Annotated in this window: 11 protein-coding genes; 4 read left to right on the top strand and 7 right to left on the bottom strand. The window is 66.5% G+C overall.

What is annotated here, in order from left to right; genetic code table 11:
- Positions 1-2 precede the first annotated feature (2 nt).
- Together ABRZ00_RS12310 and ABRZ00_RS12315 are read left to right on the top strand one after the other, a co-directional pair.
- A complete protein-coding gene (locus ABRZ00_RS12310; RefSeq protein ID WP_368641839.1) occupies positions 3-2,666 on the top strand; it encodes a [protein-PII] uridylyltransferase in 2,664 nt (887 codons plus the stop codon).
- Positions 2,663-3,151, top strand: coding sequence for a disulfide bond formation protein B (locus ABRZ00_RS12315; RefSeq protein WP_368641838.1), 489 nt, complete (start codon positions 2,663-2,665; stop codon positions 3,149-3,151). The genes ABRZ00_RS12310 and ABRZ00_RS12315 overlap by 4 nt, the downstream gene beginning before the upstream one ends.
- 107 nt (positions 3,152-3,258) lie before the next feature.
- Here the strand turns inward: ABRZ00_RS12315 and purF are convergent, their stop codons facing one another.
- From purF to aceE, 7 genes are all read right to left on the bottom strand, one after another.
- Positions 3,259-4,758: an amidophosphoribosyltransferase gene (gene purF / locus ABRZ00_RS12320; RefSeq protein ID WP_368641837.1), complete on the bottom strand. Its 1,500-nt coding sequence runs from the start codon at positions 4,756-4,758 to the stop codon at positions 3,259-3,261.
- A 15-nt stretch (positions 4,759-4,773) separates the two neighbouring features.
- Positions 4,774-5,262, bottom strand: a complete 489-nt coding sequence (locus tag ABRZ00_RS12325; protein ID WP_343835190.1) for a CvpA family protein — start codon at positions 5,260-5,262, stop codon at positions 4,774-4,776.
- Positions 5,259-6,071 carry an SPOR domain-containing protein gene (locus ABRZ00_RS12330; RefSeq protein WP_368641836.1) on the bottom strand — a complete coding sequence of 271 codons (813 nt, stop codon included), beginning with the start codon at positions 6,069-6,071 and terminating at the stop codon, positions 5,259-5,261. Before ABRZ00_RS12330 ends, ABRZ00_RS12325 begins: the two co-directional genes overlap by 4 nt.
- 46 nt (positions 6,072-6,117) lie before the next feature.
- On the bottom strand, positions 6,118-7,530 hold the full coding sequence (folC, locus tag ABRZ00_RS12335; protein WP_368641835.1) for a bifunctional tetrahydrofolate synthase/dihydrofolate synthase: 1,413 nt from the start codon (positions 7,528-7,530) through the stop codon (positions 6,118-6,120).
- Between the two features lie 137 nt (positions 7,531-7,667).
- On the bottom strand, positions 7,668-9,449 hold the full coding sequence (gene lpdA, locus ABRZ00_RS12340; protein WP_368641834.1) for a dihydrolipoyl dehydrogenase: 1,782 nt from the start codon (positions 9,447-9,449) through the stop codon (positions 7,668-7,670).
- 11 nt (positions 9,450-9,460) lie between these two features.
- The gene (aceF, locus tag ABRZ00_RS12345; protein ID WP_368644307.1) at positions 9,461-11,092 is read right to left on the bottom strand and encodes a dihydrolipoyllysine-residue acetyltransferase; all 1,632 of its coding nucleotides are present in this window, start codon (positions 11,090-11,092) and stop codon (positions 9,461-9,463) included.
- Positions 11,093-11,106: 14 nt separating this feature from the next.
- A complete protein-coding gene (gene aceE, locus ABRZ00_RS12350) occupies positions 11,107-13,815 on the bottom strand; it encodes a pyruvate dehydrogenase (acetyl-transferring), homodimeric type (RefSeq protein WP_368644308.1) in 2,709 nt (902 codons plus the stop codon).
- Between the two features lie 256 nt (positions 13,816-14,071).
- Between aceE and ABRZ00_RS12355 the strand changes: the two genes are divergently transcribed.
- Positions 14,072-15,823, top strand: a complete 1,752-nt coding sequence (locus tag ABRZ00_RS12355; RefSeq protein WP_343835892.1) for a PAS domain S-box protein — start codon at positions 14,072-14,074, stop codon at positions 15,821-15,823.
- Positions 15,820-16,443, top strand: coding sequence for a response regulator transcription factor (locus ABRZ00_RS12360; protein ID WP_368644309.1), 624 nt, complete (start codon positions 15,820-15,822; stop codon positions 16,441-16,443). Before ABRZ00_RS12355 ends, ABRZ00_RS12360 begins: the two co-directional genes overlap by 4 nt.

Raw genomic sequence — 16,443 nt, forward strand, 5'->3', positions numbered from 1 at the left:
GCATGGCCACGCGTCCGGCAGCATCGCTGCCGCCCGCCGCAAAGGATTCCGACCGGCCGCAGCAGGCGCTGGCCGAGCTGCGCACCCGGATGCAGGCACGGAGGACCGAGGCGGTGCAAGCCTGGCGCGCGCACCTGCGCCCCGACACGCTGCTGTCGACCCTGAGGCGCACCGCCGACGAGACGCTGCGCGGCCTGCTGAAGATCCATCCCCTGCCGTCGGGCGCCTGCGCCGCCGCCGTCGGCGGCTACGGCCGCGGCGAGCTCTACCCCGGCTCCGACCTCGACATCCTGATCCTTCTGGAGCGCGCGCCCGACGCCGCCGACCGCGAGCGCATCGAGGCGCTGGTCGCCGCTCTGTGGGACATCGGCCTGGAGCCGGGCCTGAGCGTGCGCACCCTGGAACAATGCCGTCAGGAAGCCGCCGCCGACATCACCGTCCAGACTTCCCTCCTGGAAGCCCGCTGGCTGGCCGGCGGCCGGGCGTTGTTCCAGCGGTTCCGCGAGCGGATGCAACAGGATCTCAACCCCTGCGATTTCTATCTGGCCAAGCGCACCGAAATGCAGCAACGCCATGCGCGCCACCAGGACACGCCCTATGCGCTCGAGCCGAACTGCAAGGAAGCCCCCGGCGGCCTGCGCGACCTGCAGGTCCTGCTGTGGCTGGCCCGCGCGGCCGGCCTGGGCACGACCTGGACCGCCGTCGCGCGCACGGATCTGCTGACCTCGGCCGAGTTCCGGGCTTTACGGCGGGCGGAACTCGCCTTCAAGCGCCTGCGCATCGAATTGCATCTGCTGGCGGGCCGGCGCGAGGATCGCCTGCTGTTCGACCTGCAGCCGCGCCTGGCGTTGGTCTACGGTTTCGAAGACCAGCCCCACCGGCGCGCGGGCGAGCTGCTGATGCAGCGCTACTACTGGGCCGCGCGCGTGGTCTGCCAGGTCAACCGGCTGTTGATGCTGGCTCTGGAGGAACACCTGTTTCCCAGGCCCCAGGACGAGACCCTCGTTCTGGACGATGACTTCTGCATCCGTCGCGGACGGCTGGCCCTGATCCGCCAGGACGCTTTCGAACGCACGCCCGGCCTGCTGCTGAAGGTTTTTCTGATCACGCAACAACATCCGGAATTGCAAGGAATGGCCGCCGGCACACTGCGCGCCATGTGGCATGCGCGCCACCGCATCGACCGGGCGTTCCGCGACGACCCGGCCAACCGCCATCTGTTTCTCGAGATACTGCGCCAGCCGCGCGGCATCGTGCATGCCCTGCGCGACATGACGATGTGGAACATCCTGCCGCGCTACCTGCCCGTATTCCGGCGCATCGTGGGCCAGATGCAGCACGACCTGTTCCATGCCTACACCGTGGACCAGCACATCCTGATGGTGATCCGCAACCTGCGGCGCTTCACCATGCCCGAGCATGCCCAGGAATATCCCCTGGCCAGCCAGTTGATCGCCGATCTCGATGAGCATTGGCTGCTGTATGTGGCGGCGTTGTTCCATGACATCGCCAAGGGGCGCGGAGGCGATCATTCGCAATTGGGCGCGGCCGAGGTGCGACGCTTCGCGCGGCACCACGAACTGCCGCGCGAGTCCGTCGAACTGCTGGACTTCCTGGTGCGCGAGCACCTGACCTTGTCCCAGGTGGCCCAGAAGCGCGATCTGAGCGACCCCAGGGTGGTGCATGACTTCGCCGCCCGGGTCGGCTCCCGACGCCGGCTTGCCGCGCTGTACCTGCTGACGGTGGCCGACATCCGCGGCACCAGCCCCAAGGTCTGGAATACCTGGAAAGGCAAGCTGCTGGAAGACCTGTACCATCGGACATACGCCGCCCTGGGCGGCGAGCAGCCCGACACGCGGACCATCCTGGCGCTGCGCAAGGACGCCGCCGCAGCCGAAACCCGCCGGATGGGCCTGCGCGACGACAGCCGCGAGGCCTTCTGGTCTCAATTGGACGTGGCCTATTTCCTGCGCCACGACGCCAACGAAATCGCTTGGCACACGCGCCATCTGTACCATTGTTTCCAAGGACCGGATCCAGTCGTGCGCGCGCGCGTCCTGGGCCAGAGCGAAGCTTTGCAGATCCTGGCCTACGCGCCCGACCGGCCGGATCTGTTCATGGACATCTGCACTTATTTCGATCGCCACGGCCTGAGCATCCAGGATGCCCGCATCCACACCACGCGCCAGGGCTGGGCGCTGGACAGCTTCATCGTGCTCCTGCCCGAGCACGACCGCGACTACCGCGCCTACGCCACCCTGATCGAGCACGAACTGCGGGCGGCGCTGGACGCAGCCCCCGCTTCGCGCCCGGACGCACTGGCTCCGCATGCCGGATCGCGCCGCTCCCGAGCCTTTCCGATCATGCCCACCGTCACGCTGCAGCCCGACGAGCTCGGCGGCAACTGGAGGCTGTCGGTCACGGCGGCCGACCGCGTCGGCCTGCTGCACGACCTGGCCAAGGTGTTCGCCCGCCACGGCGTCGGCTTGAAGATGGCGAAAATCATGACCCTGGGCGACCGCGTAGAGGACATCTTTGTCCTGGATGGCCCCGGCCTGGAGCACCCGCGCGGCCAGATGCAGTTCGAGCGCCATGTGCTTGAAACCTTAGGCGCCGCGGCCGATGCCTCTCTTCCCGTTTCCCCGACCCCCGCAACGTTCCCATGACCCTGTCCCGTTCCGACCGCCTCTTGCGCCTCATCAGCCTGTTATGCCTGGCCGCCGTGGGCTTCGCCCTGCTTTCTCAACATGTATTCGGCATGAGGCCCTGCGCCTGGTGCGTCTTGCAACGGCTGATCCTGCTGGCCATCGCCGCCGTCTGCGGATTGGCGGGCATGGGATGGGGCCCGGCGCTCGTGCGCCGCGTGGGCGCGGGCGCGGCCGCCCTCCTGGCGGTGTGCGGCGCCATCGCCGCCTGGTACCAGTACGACGTGGCCTCGCATCTGTTTTCCTGCGCGCAGACCTTCGCCGACCGCTTCATCTCGGCCTCGGGTCTGGACGCCGCCCTGCCCTGGTTGTTCGGCATTTACGCGAGCTGCATGGATGCCCGCGTTCACCTGCTGGGCATCGAATACGCACTGTGGGGCCTGGCGATCTTCATCGTTTGCGCCGGGCTGGCGCTGGCCGCGCTGAGGCGCGGCACACGGGGCTGACCCGCCTCAGCCGCAGCGGCCCAAGCGGCGCCCGGCTTCGCCGTCCGCAGGCGGCCGGCGTGCGCCGGGCACAGGCCGGTCCGCAAAGACTGCGCCGTGCCGGGACATCATTCGTCGGCAGCCGCAGCCATGGCGCCTGAGCGCTGCGGCAGCCCCCGGGTGCGGCTCAGGCGCTCCAGGTAGGCTTCGTCGATGTCGCCGGTGACGTACCGGCCGTTGAAGCAGGACGATTCGAAGGCACGCATGGCCGGATTCAGGTCGCGCAGGGATTGCTCCAGGTCGTCCAGGTCCTGGTAGACCAGGCCATCGGCGCCGATCTCGCGCGCGACCTGCGCTTCGTCCCGCCCCGTGGCGATCAGTTCGGCCTGGGTCGGCATATCGATACCGTAGACGTTCGGGAAACGGACCGCCGGCGCAGCCGAGGCGAAGAACACTTTGCGCGCGCCGGCCGCCCGGGCCATATCGACGATTTCACGGCTGGTGGTGCCGCGCACGATCGAATCGTCGACCAGCAGGACGTTCTTGCCGCGGAATTCCATATCGATGGCGCTGAGCTTCTGGCGCACGGATTTCTTGCGCACGGCCTGGCCGGGCATGATGAAGGTGCGGCCGACGTAGCGGTTCTTGATGAAGCCCTCGCGGTAATTCAGTCCCAGCCGCGCGGCGAGCTGCATGGCCGAAGGCCGCGACGAATCGGGGATCGGCATGACCACGTCGACGTCGCCCAGGCGCAGCGACTTGGCGACCTTGTCGGCCAGATACTCGCCCATGTGCAGACGCGCATCGTAGATCGAGATGCCGTCCATCACGGAATCGGGCCGGGCGAAATAGACGTACTCGAAGACGCAAGGCGTCTGCTCCTGGCCGGCCTCGGCGCAGGCCTCGGTGCTGAGCTCGCCGTCCTCGGTGATGACGACGGCCTCGCCTGGCGCAATGTCGCGCATCAGGGAGAAGCCGCTTCCCGTCAGGGCCACGGATTCGGAGGCCAGCATCCATTCGACGCCGGCATCCGAATCGTGGCGGCCCAGGCACAGAGGCCGGATGCCGTGCGGATCGCGGAAGGCCACCAGGCCGAAGTTGCTGATGTTGGCAATGACGGCGTAGGCGCCCTTGGCGCGCCGGTGCACCGCGCGCACCGCCTGGAACACCGCATGGGCATCCAGGGTGACGCCGTTGGAGGCCTGCTGCAGTTCGTGGGCAAAGACGTTGAGCAGGACTTCGGAATCGGAATTGGTGTTGATATGGCGCCGGTCGTGCTTGAACAAGGATTCGCGCAGCTCGCGCCAATTGGTCAGGTTGCCGTTGTGCACGAACGTGATGCCGAACGGCGCATTCACATAGAAGGGCTGGGCCTCATCCACGCTGGCGCTGGAGCCCGCCGTGGGATAGCGCACCTGCCCCACGCCGCTGTTGCCGGGCAGCGCCCGCATATTGCGCGTGCGAAACACGTCGCGCACCAGGCCATGGGCCTTGTGCATGCTGAAAAACTGGTCATGTGCGGTGGCGATGCCGGCCGCGTCCTGGCCCCGGTGCTGCAACAGCAGCAAGCTGTCATAGATCAACTGATTGACGGGGCTGCGCCCCATCACACCCACGATTCCGCACATAAGAATGAATTCCGGCTAATAGGGAAGCAATTCCGCCACCGGCGTCGGCAGCAGCGATTTGACTTGCTGGAAGCCCCGGACGGCGGCCGCCGACGTGCGCGCGTCCTGCCACCAGGGCTCTTGAGGAAGTTGGGTATAGCCGGCAAGCCCCACCAGGGCCAGGATCAGCACGATGCCGCGCACCGCCCCGAATACCGCCCCCAGGCCGTGATCGGCCGGCGTCAGGCCGGTCCGGTCAATCAGCGCGCTCAGCGCCATGTTCAACAGGCCAACCAGCAAAAGCGTCAGGATGAAAACCGCACCGTAGGCAGCCAGCGAGCGCAGCAGGCCGTTGTCGATCAGACCCAGCAGCCAGTCCGACGCCAGCGGCCCCCACCAGATGGCGGCGACGAAGGCGGCAATGTAGGCGACCAACGACAAAACCTCGCGCAGAAACCCGCGCAGCAGGCCGATCAGGGCTGAAATGGCCAGGACGGCCAGCACGAAGTAGTCGAAGCTGGTCACTTGCCGGAGATCAGGCCGTTCTGATAGCCAAGCGCGCGCAGCCGGGTCTGGGCCGCCTGGGCCGCCTCGTGAGATCCGAAGGGCCCCACCCGCAAGCGGTAGACGGTGCGGCCGTTGGATTGGCCGCGCTCGACGTAGGCATCGGTGACCCCGGCCTGATGCAGGCTGTCGCGCCGCGCCTGGGCGTCTTGCTCGGTCGTATAAGCGGCAACCTGGAGGTAGTAGCGGCCTTCCGCGGCGGAACGGGCGCCCGACCCAGCGGCCGGCGGCGTTTTGCCCGCCAGCAGGGCCAGGGCGACCGAGCCATCGTCCGTGCGCTCGGCCGGCGCCTTGGCGGTTGCGGGTTTGCCCGCCTCGGCGTGGGCGGCGGGCCGGGCAGGTTCGGCCGCCGCCTGATCGCGCGGCGGCTCGGGCGCCGGGCGGGCCGGTGCGGCCTGCTCGGCGGGCTGGGGCGCGGCGGCAGGCGGCTGGGTCTGAGGCGGCTCGGCGGGAGCGGAAGCCGCTGGCGCCGGATCGGCCGGAGGAGGGCTTACGCCGGCATCCTGCCCGGCATCGGGCTGGACCGCGGCAAGATCTGCGGCGGGCGGCAGGCTGGCGACCGGCGCGGGCACCACGATCGGCGTTGGCAGGTCGTCGGGCACGGAGTCGTCGAACAGCCAGGGCACGACGATGAAGGCGGCCAGCACCAGAGCCAGGGCGCCGATCAGGCGCCGGCGGGCTTTTACACGCAATTCACGAAGCTGGGCCTCGGTGCCGGCAGACCGTGCCGGCGCGCGTTGTCCCGTTTCGGTTCTCTTGCGAAAAAACATCGTGCAGCCAACCCATCAAAAGTGGCGGATCGGCCCTTCGGCCCGATCAGGACAGAACATCCCGGCCTTCGCGGCGCAGGACGTCGAGCACGGGGCCGACCGTGGCAAACGATCCGAACACGAGAATTCTATCATTGTCGGTCGCCAGTCTCCTGGCCTCGGCAAAGGCTTGTTCCGGACTGTCAAAAGTGGAAACCTCGACGTCCCTGGAGGCCACGGCAGGCCGGGGGGCGGCTCGCACGCCAGGCTTTTGCTCGCCCGCGGGGCGTGAAATTTCGCTGGTCTGGGCAATGAATGGATCCACGGGGGCTTGCTCGCCGCTGATGCGGCGCACGATATCGGCCAGTTCCTGCGCGGTGGTGCCGCGCGGCCCGCCCAGGGTGGCGCACAGCCAGCGATCCACCCGCCGCGACAGGCGCGACAGCGTGGTTTCGATGTCTTTGTCGTGCAGCATACCGATCACCGCGTAGGTATGCGGATAATGCCCCATGCTGTCCAGATTCTGCCCCAGGGCCGAGGCGGCATGCGGATTGTGCCCCACATCCAGGATGGTGGCGGGCAGGCCGGGCAGAATCTGCATGCGGCCCGGCAGGCTGACGTGCAGCAGGCCTTGACGCACGTCCTGCTGGGTGACGACCAGCCGGTCGCGCAAAGCCTCCAGGGCGGCCAGGGCAGCCGAAGCGTTCAGCAGTTGATTGGCGCCGCGCAGGGCCGGATAGCCCAGCGCATTGCGGCGCTGCGAGCGGCCGCCGTAAGCCCATTGCTGCCGGTCGCCGGAATAGTTGAAATCGACGCCGACGCGCCACAGGTCGGCGCCGATGGCCTTGGCGTGATCGATCACCGTCTGCGGCGGCACCGGGTCGGCGCAGATGGCGGGCTTCCCGGCGCGAAAGACATGCGCCTTTTCCAGACCGATGGCTTCGCGGGTATTGCCCAGGTATTGCGTGTGGTCCAGGTCTACGCTGGTCAGGATGGCGCAGTCGGCATCGATCAGATTGACGGCGTCCAGGCGGCCGCCCAGGCCCACTTCCAGCACCGCGACGTCCAGGGGAGCCGCCTGGAACAGCAGCAGGGCCGCCAGCGTGGTCATCTCGAAATACGTCAGGGTCACGCCGTCGCGGGCGGCTTCGATGCGCTCGAGTTGCGCCACGATGTCCGCATCGGAGGCTTCCTCGCCATTGACGCGGATGCGCTCGTTGAAACGCAGCAGGTGGGGTGAGGTGTACTTGCCGACCTTGTAGCCCGCGGTGAGCAGCATGGATTCGAGCATGGCGCAGGTGGAACCCTTGCCGTTGGTGCCGGCCACGGTGATCTTAACGCAGTCCAGGGACAGGGACAGGCGCCCGGCCACGGCGCGGATGCGCTCCAGGCCCAGGTCGATGGCTTTCGGATGCAGGGTTTCCAGGTAGGCCAGCCAATCGGCGAGCGCGGCGCCCTGGGAGGGAGCGGAGAGAGGCATGAGACGGAAAAGCAATAGAAAAAGGGAATGGACAGCCCTGGAATGAAAAGACGGCAGGTGCCGATGTTAGCACCTGCCGTCCAGGGGTACACGAGCATCCCTACCGCTTATGCAGGCTGCGCGGCGCGGGGGCTCCTTTACCTTTTCCGGGCGGGCGGCACGTCCGTGCAATGCCCGTCGGCGACTTCGGCGGCCATGCCGATGGACTCGCCCAGGGTCGGGTGCGGATGGACCGTCTTGCCGATGTCCACGGAATCCGCGCCCATCTCGATGGCCAGGGCCACTTCGCTGATGAGGTCGCCCGCATGCGTGCCGACGATGCCTCCACCCAGGATGCGGCCCGTTTCGGCATCGAACAGCAGCTTGGTGAAGCCCTCGTCGCGGCCGTTGGCGATGGCCCGGCCCGAGGCCTGCCAGGGGAACAGACCCTTCTTGACGGCAATGCCATCCTTCTTGGCCGCGTCCTCGGTCAGACCGACCCAGGCAACCTCTGGATCGGTGTAGGCCACCGAAGGAATCACGCGCGCGTCGAAGAAGGCCTTGTGGCCGGCGATGGCCTCGGCGGCCACATGCGCCTCGTGGACCGCCTTGTGCGCCAGCATGGGCTGACCCACGATATCGCCGATGGCGTAGATGTGCGGCACGTTGGTGCGCATCTGCTTGTCCACGGCGATGAAGCCCCGGTCGGACACCGCCACGCCGGCGTTTTCCGCGCCGATCTTCTTGCCGTTGGGCGAGCGCCCGACAGCTTGCAGCACCAGGTCGTAGCGCTGGGGTTCCTTGGGGGCGGATTCGCCTTCGAAAGTGACCCAGATGCCGTCGTCCCTGGCCTCGGCGGCGACCGTCTTGGTATTGAGCATGACGTGGTCGAAGCGCCCGGCGTTCATTTTGTCCCAGACCTTGACCAGATCGCGATCGGCGCCGGTCATGAGGGTGGGCAGCATTTCCACCACGTCCAGGCGGGCGCCCAGCGCGGAGTAGACCGTGCCCATTTCCAGGCCGATGATGCCGCCGCCGACGATCAGCATGCGCTTGGGCACCGATTTGAGGGCCAGCGCGCCGGTGGAGTCGACGATGCGCGGGTCGTCCGGCAGGAACGGCAGTTTCACCGACTGGCTGCCGGCGGCGATGATGGCCGAGGCGAACTTGACCGTGGCCTGGCTGCCGTCGGCCTTGGCCACCGTCAGGTGATGCGGGTCGGCGAAGGTGCCCACGCCCTGGATGACCGTGACCTTACGGGCTTTGGCCATGCCGGCCAGTCCGCCGGTGAGTTTGCCCACCACGGAATCTTTGTAGCCGCGCAGCTTGTCCAGATCGATCTCCGGCTCGCCGAAGGCGATCCCGTGGGCGGCCAGGGATTTGGCCTCTTCCAGGACGCCGACCGTGTGCAGCAGGGCCTTGGATGGAATGCAGCCGACGTTCAGGCAGACCCCGCCCAGCGTGGCGTAGCGCTCGACGAGCACGACTTTCAGGCCCAGGTCGGCGGCGCGGAAGGCGGCCGAGTAGCCGCCGGGGCCCGCACCCAGCACCAGGACATCGTATTCGCCGTCGGCCGCGCCCGAAAACTGTGCTGGCGCCGGAGCCGGGGCCGGTGCTGCGGTCGGCGCGGCGACCGGCGACGCGGGCGCCTGGGCCGCCGCCGGCGCTTGCGGCTGGACCGGGGCGGCCGGCGCGGCGGACTGCGCCGCTTCCGCGCGCAGGATCGGCATGCCCTGGGAAACCTTGTCGCCCAGCTTGACGAGGATTTCCTTGACCACCCCGCCCTGCTCGGCCGGGATCTCCATGGAGGCCTTGTCGGACTCGACGGTGATCAGGCTTTGCTCGGCCTGGATGGTGTCGCCCACGGCGACCAGGATCTCGATGACTTCGACCGTGTCGAAGTCGCCGATGTCGGGGACGTTCAGATCGATGAGACTCATGCCGTCCCCCCTCACAGGATGATGCGGCGGAAATCCGCCAGCAGGCTCGCCAGGTAGGCGTTGAAGCGCGCGGCGGCGGCCCCATCGATCACGCGGTGATCATAGGATAGCGACAACGGCAGCATCAGGCGCGGCTGGAAGTCCTGGCCGTCCCAGACAGGCTGCATGGCCGAACGCGATACGCCGAGGATGGCGACCTCGGGCGCATTGATGATAGGCGTGAAATCCGTCCCGCCAATTCCGCCCAGGGAAGAAATCGAGAAGCAGCCGCCCTGCATCTGCGAGGGAGAAAGCTTGCCTTCCCGGGCCAGGCCGGCGAGTTCGGCGGTTTCCGCCGCGAGTTCCATCACCCCTTTCTTGTCGGCGTCCCGGATCACGGGCACTACCAGGCCGTTGGGCGTGTCGGCCGCGAAGCCGATGTGGAAATAACGCTTGAGCACCAGGTTGTCGCCGTCCAGCGAAGCGTTGAACTCCGGGAATTTCTTCAGGGCCGCGACCACGGCCTTGATCAGGAAGGCCAGCATGGTGACCTTGGCGCCGGACTTCTTGTTTTCCGCATTCAACTGCTGGCGCAGCGCTTCGAGCTCGGTAATGTCGGCCACGTCGTTGTTGGTGACGTGCGGGATCATGACCCAGTTGCGATGCAGGTTGGCGCCGGAAATCTTCTTGATGCGCGGCAGCGGCTTGGCTTCGATGGCGCCGAACTTGGCAAAATCGACCTTGGGCCAGCCCAGCACGCTGAAGCCTTCGCCCGCCGGCAGAGTCGAGCCCACGGGGCTTGCGCCGCCGGTGGCCAGGGCCTGCTTGACGTATGCGCGGACGTCGTCGGCGGTGATGCGGTTCTTGGGACCGCTGCCGATGACCTGGGCCAGGTTGACGCCCAGTTCGCGGGCGAACCGGCGCACCGACGGCGACGCATGCGGCAGGTTGCGCAGCGGCACATCGGCTTCGGCAAAGGAGGCCGTCGGCGACGTGCGCTCGGGCGCGCTGGACGCCATCGAGGACGCGGCCGGGGCAGGGGCCGATGCGGGTTCGGGCGCGGGAGCGGGCGCCGGGGCGGCGGCGGCCGGGACGGCCGCCTGGGGCGCCCCGCCGGCGGCTTCCACCATCAGGATTTTCGTACCCTGGGAGACCTTGTCGCCTACCTTGACGAGCACTTCCTTGACGACCCCGCTCACCGAGGCCGGGATCTCCATGGAGGCCTTGTCGGATTCGACGGTGATCAGGCTTTGCTCGGCCTGGATGGTATCGCCAGCGGCAACCAGGACTTCGATGACTTCGACCGTATCGAAGTCGCCGATGTCTGGGACGACCACGGGCTGCGTGCCGCCCGCCGCGGCGGGAGCCGCCGCAGGTTCAGCCTTCGCCGGCGCGGGGGCCGCGGCAGGCGCCGGCGCCGCGCCTGAAGCCTCGACTTCCAGGATGACCGAGCCTTCGGTGACTTTGTCGCCCAACTTGACCTTGAGCGCTTTCACCACCCCGCCCTGCGACGCCGGGATCTCCATGGAGGCCTTGTCGGACTCGACGGTGATCAGGCTCTGCTCGGCCTCGATCGTGTCGCCCACGGCCACGAGGACTTCGATGACCTCGACGGCGTCGAAATCGCCGATGTCGGGGACTTTGATTTCCACGATATTGCTCATGTTGTTCGTCCTCCTCAGGCGTGGTGCGGATTGGCCTTGTCGGCGTCGATGCCGTACTTGGCAATCGCCTCGGCGCACTTCTTGATGTCGATGGAGCCCTCGTCCGCCAGGCTGCGCAGGGCGGCAAGCACCACGAAATAGCGGTCGATCTCGAAGTGCTTGCGCAGTTCGGAGCGGAAGTCGGAACGGCCGTAACCGTCGGTTCCCAGGACCTTGAGCGAGCGGCCGGCCGGCACGAAGGGGCGGATCATGTCGCCATAGGCCTTGATGTAGTCGGTCGACACGATGATCGGGCCTTGGGTGCCCTTCAGTTGACGGGTGACGTAGGCTTCCTGGGCCGGCTCGGTCGGATGCAGCAGATTGTGGCGCTCGACGTCCAGGCCGTCGCGGCGCAGTTCCGTGAAGCTGGTCACGCTCCAGACGTCCGAGGTCACGCCCCAGTCTTTTTCGAGCAGTTCCTGGGCGGCTTGAACTTCGCGCAGGATCGTGCCGGAGCCCATCAACTGGACGTGCTTTTTGGCGGGCTTGGCGCTGGACTGGAGCTTGTACATCCCCTTGAGGATGCCTTCCTCGTCGCCCGCCTTCAGGCCCGGCTGCGCATAGTTTTCGTTCATGACCGTGATGTAGAAGAACACGTCTTCCTGGTCATGCATCATGCGCTGCAGGCCGCTGCGGATGATGACGGCGACTTCGTGCGCGAAAGCGGGGTCGTAGGCCACGCAATTCGGAATCAGGGAAGCCTGGATGTGGCTGTGGCCGTCTTCGTGCTGCAGGCCCTCGCCGTTCAGCGTGGTGCGCCCGGCCGTGCCGCCCAGCACGAAGCCGCGGGCCAGCATGTCGCCCGCCGCCCAGGCATGGTCGCCAAAGCGCTGGAACCCGAACATCGAGTAGTAGATGAAGAACGGGATCATGATGCAGTTGCTGACGGAATACGACGTCGCCGCCGCGATCCACGAGCTGAAGCCGCCGGCTTCATTGATGCCTTCCTGCAGCAGTTGGCCATTCTCGGCTTCGCGGTAGTACATCACCTGGCCCTTGTCGACCGGCACGTACTTCTGGCCCTCGGGGGCGTAGATGCCGATCTGACGGAACAGGCCCTCCATGCCGAAGGTGCGGGACTCGTCCACCAGGATGGGCACCACGCGCGGCGCCAGGTCCTTGTCGCGCAGGATCTGGTTGAGCACCCGGACGAAGGCCTGGGTGGTGGAGATCTCGCGGCCCTCCGCCGTAGGCTCCAGCACGGCCTTGAAGGCGTCGAGCGGCGGCACCGGCAGGGACTGGTCGGCCTTCGCGCGGCGGTGCGGCAGGTAGCCCCCCAGCGCCTTGCGGTGCTCGTGCAGGTATTTCATTTCCGGGGAGTCTTCCGCCGGTTTGAAGAAGGGGATCTCGTCGACCTTGTCGTCGGGGATGGGGATGTTGAAGCGGTCGCGGAATTCGCGCACCGAATCGATGTCCAGTTTCTTTTGCTGGTGGGTGGGGTTCTTGGCCTGGCCGACGTGGCCCATGCCGTAGCCCTTGATGGTCTTGGCCAGGATGACCGAAGGCTGGCCCTTGTGGTTGGCCGCAGCCGAGAAGGCGGCATAGACCTTGTGCGGATCGTGGCCGCCGCGATTCAGGCGCCAGACGTCTTCGTCGCTCATGCGGCTGACCATCTCCAGCAGCTTCGGGTGCTTGCCGAAGAATTTCTCGCGCACGAACTTGCCGTCGTTGGCCTTGTAGGCCTGATATTCGCCGTCCACGGTTTCTTCCATGATGCGGCGCAGGATGCCTTCCTTGTCGCGGGCGAACAAGGGATCCCAGTAGCCGCCCCAGATCAGCTTGAGCACGTTCCAGCCATTGCCGCGGAAAGCGCCTTCGAGCTCCTGGATGATCTTGCCGTTGCCGCGCACCGGGCCGTCCAGGCGCTGCAGATTGCAGTTGACCACGAAGATCAGGTTGTCGAGCTTTTCGCGCGAGGCCAGGCCGATGGCCGCCAGCGTTTCGGGCTCATCGATCTCGCCGTCGCCCACGAACACCCAGACCTTGCGCTGGGCCGTGTCGGCCAGCCCGCGGGCATGCAGGTATTTCAGGAAACGCGCCTGATAGATGGCCATCATGGGCCCCAGGCCCATGGATACCGTGGAGAACTGCCAGAAATCGGGCATGAGCTTGGGGTGCGGGTAAGAGGACAGCCCCTTGCCCTTGCCGCCGACTTCCTGGCGGAAGTAGTTCAGATTTTCTTCGGTCAGGCGCCCCTCAAGGAAGGCGCGCGCATACATGCCCGGAGACGAGTGCCCCTGGAAATACACCAGGTCGCCGCCGTGATCGGGCGATTCGGCATGCCAGAAGTGATTCTGGCCGCATTCGATCATGGTCGCCAGCGAGGCGAAGGACGCGATGTGGCCGCCCAGGCTGCCGCCGTCGGCGGGCTCGACCTTGTTGGCCTTGACCACCATGGCCATGGCGTTCCAGCGGATGTAGGAACGGATGCGCTCTTCCAGCACCATATTGCCCGGATGGGCGGGTTCCAGCCCCGGGGGAATGGTGTTGACGTACGCCGTGTTCAGCGAATAGGGGATGTGGGCGCCGCTGCGGCGGGCCAGGTCGATCAGGCGTTCGATCAGGTAGTGGGCGCGTTCCGCGCCTTCACGGTCGAGCACTGCTTCCAGCGCATCGATCCATTCCTGGGTTTCCTGCTGATCGATATCCGCCGCCGCCGCGTGGACTTGGTCAAGAGAGGACATGGGGTGTGTCTCCTGTGGTGTGGTTCGATGACGCGACCACACATCGCGCCAGCCTGATAAAGGGGGATGCGCCAGCAGCATTGCAACGGAGGCACCGGGCACGTTCACGCCCCGGAAGCCGGCACTTGCAGCCATTCTAGGAAAGAGCCCGCCCTAGCACAAGCAAAATTTCATCAGATGATATGTATTTTTATTATGTGAAAAATTGAATGGGCTTTTCGCGTCTAAAATGGCGCAATCGCATACCCTCAAGCTCATGGCCTCTCCGAATCGCAAGTCCCTGATTCCGACGACGTTTTACGAACACGCCCGTCATAGCCGCCGTCTGTATTGGCTGACGCCGGCGATTGTGCTCGTGCTCTATTTATGCGTCATGGGGGCCTTCATCTGGCTGCAGCGTCTGCAAAACGACAGCGTCATGTTCGTCACCATCGACCAGGAGACGCGCCAGCAGCGCCTGATGATGGTGGTGTTCGCCCTGTCGCTGGTGATCGTGTTCAGCCTGCTGGCCCTGTGGCGCTATACCCGCTTCCGCACCCAGGCCGAGGCCGCCCTGATCGCCGAGACCGGCTTTCGCCGTGCGATGGAAAACTCCATGTCCACGGGCATGCGGGTTTTCGACATGCAGGGCCGCATCGCCTACGTCAACCCGGCCTTCTGCCGCATGATCGGCTGGAACGAGGCCGACCTGATCGGCCGCACCGCCCCCTTCCCTTACTGGCTGCCGGGCCGCCACGATCATCATCGGGAAACCCTGGCCCAGTTGCTGTCCGGGCGCACGCCCAGCAGCGGCCTCGAGATCGAGGCCCAGCGGCGCGATGGCTCGCGCTTCACCGCGCGCATGTACGTCTCTCCCCTGCGCGACCCCAAGGGCGAGCAAATCGGCTGGATGACGTCGATGACCGACATCACCGAACCCAAGCGCATCCGCGAGGCCCTGACCGCCGCTCACGAGCGCTTCATGACCGTGCTCGAAGGGCTGGATGACGCGATCTCCGTGGTCGCCGACACGCCCGAGGGCCTGGAGCTGCTGTTCGCCAACCGCACCTACCGCCGCCTGTTCGGCGCCCAGACCGGCGGCCACGCGGAACTGCTGGGCGGCCGCCTGGGCCGCTTCACCGACGAGACCATGGAACTGTTCTCGGCCACCGCCCAGCGCTGGTTCGAAGTCCACCATCGGATGCTCGCCTGGACCGATTCCCGCCGCGTGCGCCTGCAAGTGGCGCGCGACATCACAGAGCGCCGCAAACACGAAGAAGAATCCCGCGTGCAACAGGAAAAGGCCCAGCTCACCAGCCGCCTGACCACGATGGGGGAAATGGCCTCCTCCCTGGCGCACGAGCTGAACCAGCCGCTGACCGCCATCAGCAACTACAATATGGCGGCCGTGGCGATGCTGAAATCAGGCAAGGCGCCCACCGAGTCCTTGCTTCAGGCCCTCGAAAAGGCTTCGCAGCAGGCCGAGCGCGCCGGCAAGATCATCAGCCGCATCCGTGAATTCGTGAAACGCAGCGAGCCCCGGCGCCAGGCGGTGGGGCTGGGCCGGATCGTCGAAAACGCCGTCGGTTTCGCCGACATCGACGCCCGCAAGCGGCGCATCGAGATCGTCCAGAACCTGCCCGATCCCATGCCCGAAGTCCTGGCCGATCCCATCCTGATCGAACAAGTGCTGCTGAACCTGCTGAAGAACGGCGTCGAAGCCATGGAACACAGCGAGTCGCGCAGCCTGCACGTCCGGATCACCGACCAGCATCCCCTGATCGAGATCGCCGTCATCGACCGCGGCCACGGCCTGCGCAATCCCGAACGGCTGTTCGAGCCCTTCTACAGCACCAAGTCCGAAGGGCTGGGCATGGGCCTGAACATCTGCCGCACCATCATTGAATCGCACCACGGACGCCTGTGGGCAAGCCCCAACCCGGAGGGCGGGACAATCTTCCGCTTCACCCTGCCCAAGGCGCCCCCGCGCCCCCAGACTACGGATTTCACGGAGGAACAGCACGCATGAGCGATACCCAAATCCCCAGCACCATCTACATCGTCGACGATGACGAGGCGGTCCGCGATTCCCTGCGCTGGCTGCTGGAAGCCAATGGCTACGCCGTGCGCAGCTTTGCCGGCGCCGAGGAATTCCTTGCCGCCTACGATCCTGAACAAGTCGGCGTCCTGATCGCCGACATCCGCATGCCCGGCATGAGCGGCCTGGAACTGCAGGAGGCCCTGATCGCCCGCAAGGCTCCGCTGCCGATCGTCTTCATCACCGGCCACGGCGACGTGCCGATGGCGGTATCCACCATGAAGAAAGGCGCGGTCGATTTCCTGGAAAAACCCTTCAACGAAGCCGATCTGCGGGCACTGGTGGCCACCATGCTGGAGCAGGCGCACGAACGCGTACGCGAAGCCCACGCCCAGCGCGACCAGCAGGCCGTGCTCAGCCGGCTGACCGCCCGCGAGCAACAAGTGCTGGAACGCATCGTGGCCGGCCGCCTGAACAAGCAGATCGCCGGCGATCTGAACATCAGCATCAAGACGGTCGAGGCCCACCGCGCCAACATCATGGAAAAACTCGAAGTCACGACCGTGGCGGATCTGATGAAGATCGCCCTGGCCCGCGCCGAGGAATCCTGA

Origin of the sequence: Castellaniella ginsengisoli (assembly GCF_040955415.1) — a bacterium.
Lineage (GTDB): Bacteria > Pseudomonadota > Gammaproteobacteria > Burkholderiales > Burkholderiaceae_B > Castellaniella > Castellaniella ginsengisoli.

Coding starts and splice junctions, on each gene's coding strand:
- ABRZ00_RS12310 (WP_368641839.1), top strand. CDS start 3: ATGGCCACGCGTCCGGCAGCATCGCTGCCGCCCGCCGCAAAGGATTCC.
- ABRZ00_RS12315 (WP_368641838.1), top strand. CDS start 2,663: ATGACCCTGTCCCGTTCCGACCGCCTCTTGCGCCTCATCAGCCTGTTA.
- purF (WP_368641837.1), bottom strand. CDS start 4,758: ATGTGCGGAATCGTGGGTGTGATGGGGCGCAGCCCCGTCAATCAGTTG.
- ABRZ00_RS12330 (WP_368641836.1), bottom strand. CDS start 6,071: ATGTTTTTTCGCAAGAGAACCGAAACGGGACAACGCGCGCCGGCACGG.
- folC (WP_368641835.1), bottom strand. CDS start 7,530: ATGCCTCTCTCCGCTCCCTCCCAGGGCGCCGCGCTCGCCGATTGGCTG.
- lpdA (WP_368641834.1), bottom strand. CDS start 9,449: ATGAGTCTCATCGATCTGAACGTCCCCGACATCGGCGACTTCGACACG.
- aceF (WP_368644307.1), bottom strand. CDS start 11,092: ATGAGCAATATCGTGGAAATCAAAGTCCCCGACATCGGCGATTTCGAC.
- aceE (WP_368644308.1), bottom strand. CDS start 13,815: ATGTCCTCTCTTGACCAAGTCCACGCGGCGGCGGCGGATATCGATCAG.
- ABRZ00_RS12355 (WP_343835892.1), top strand. CDS start 14,072: ATGGCCTCTCCGAATCGCAAGTCCCTGATTCCGACGACGTTTTACGAA.
- ABRZ00_RS12360 (WP_368644309.1), top strand. CDS start 15,820: ATGAGCGATACCCAAATCCCCAGCACCATCTACATCGTCGACGATGAC.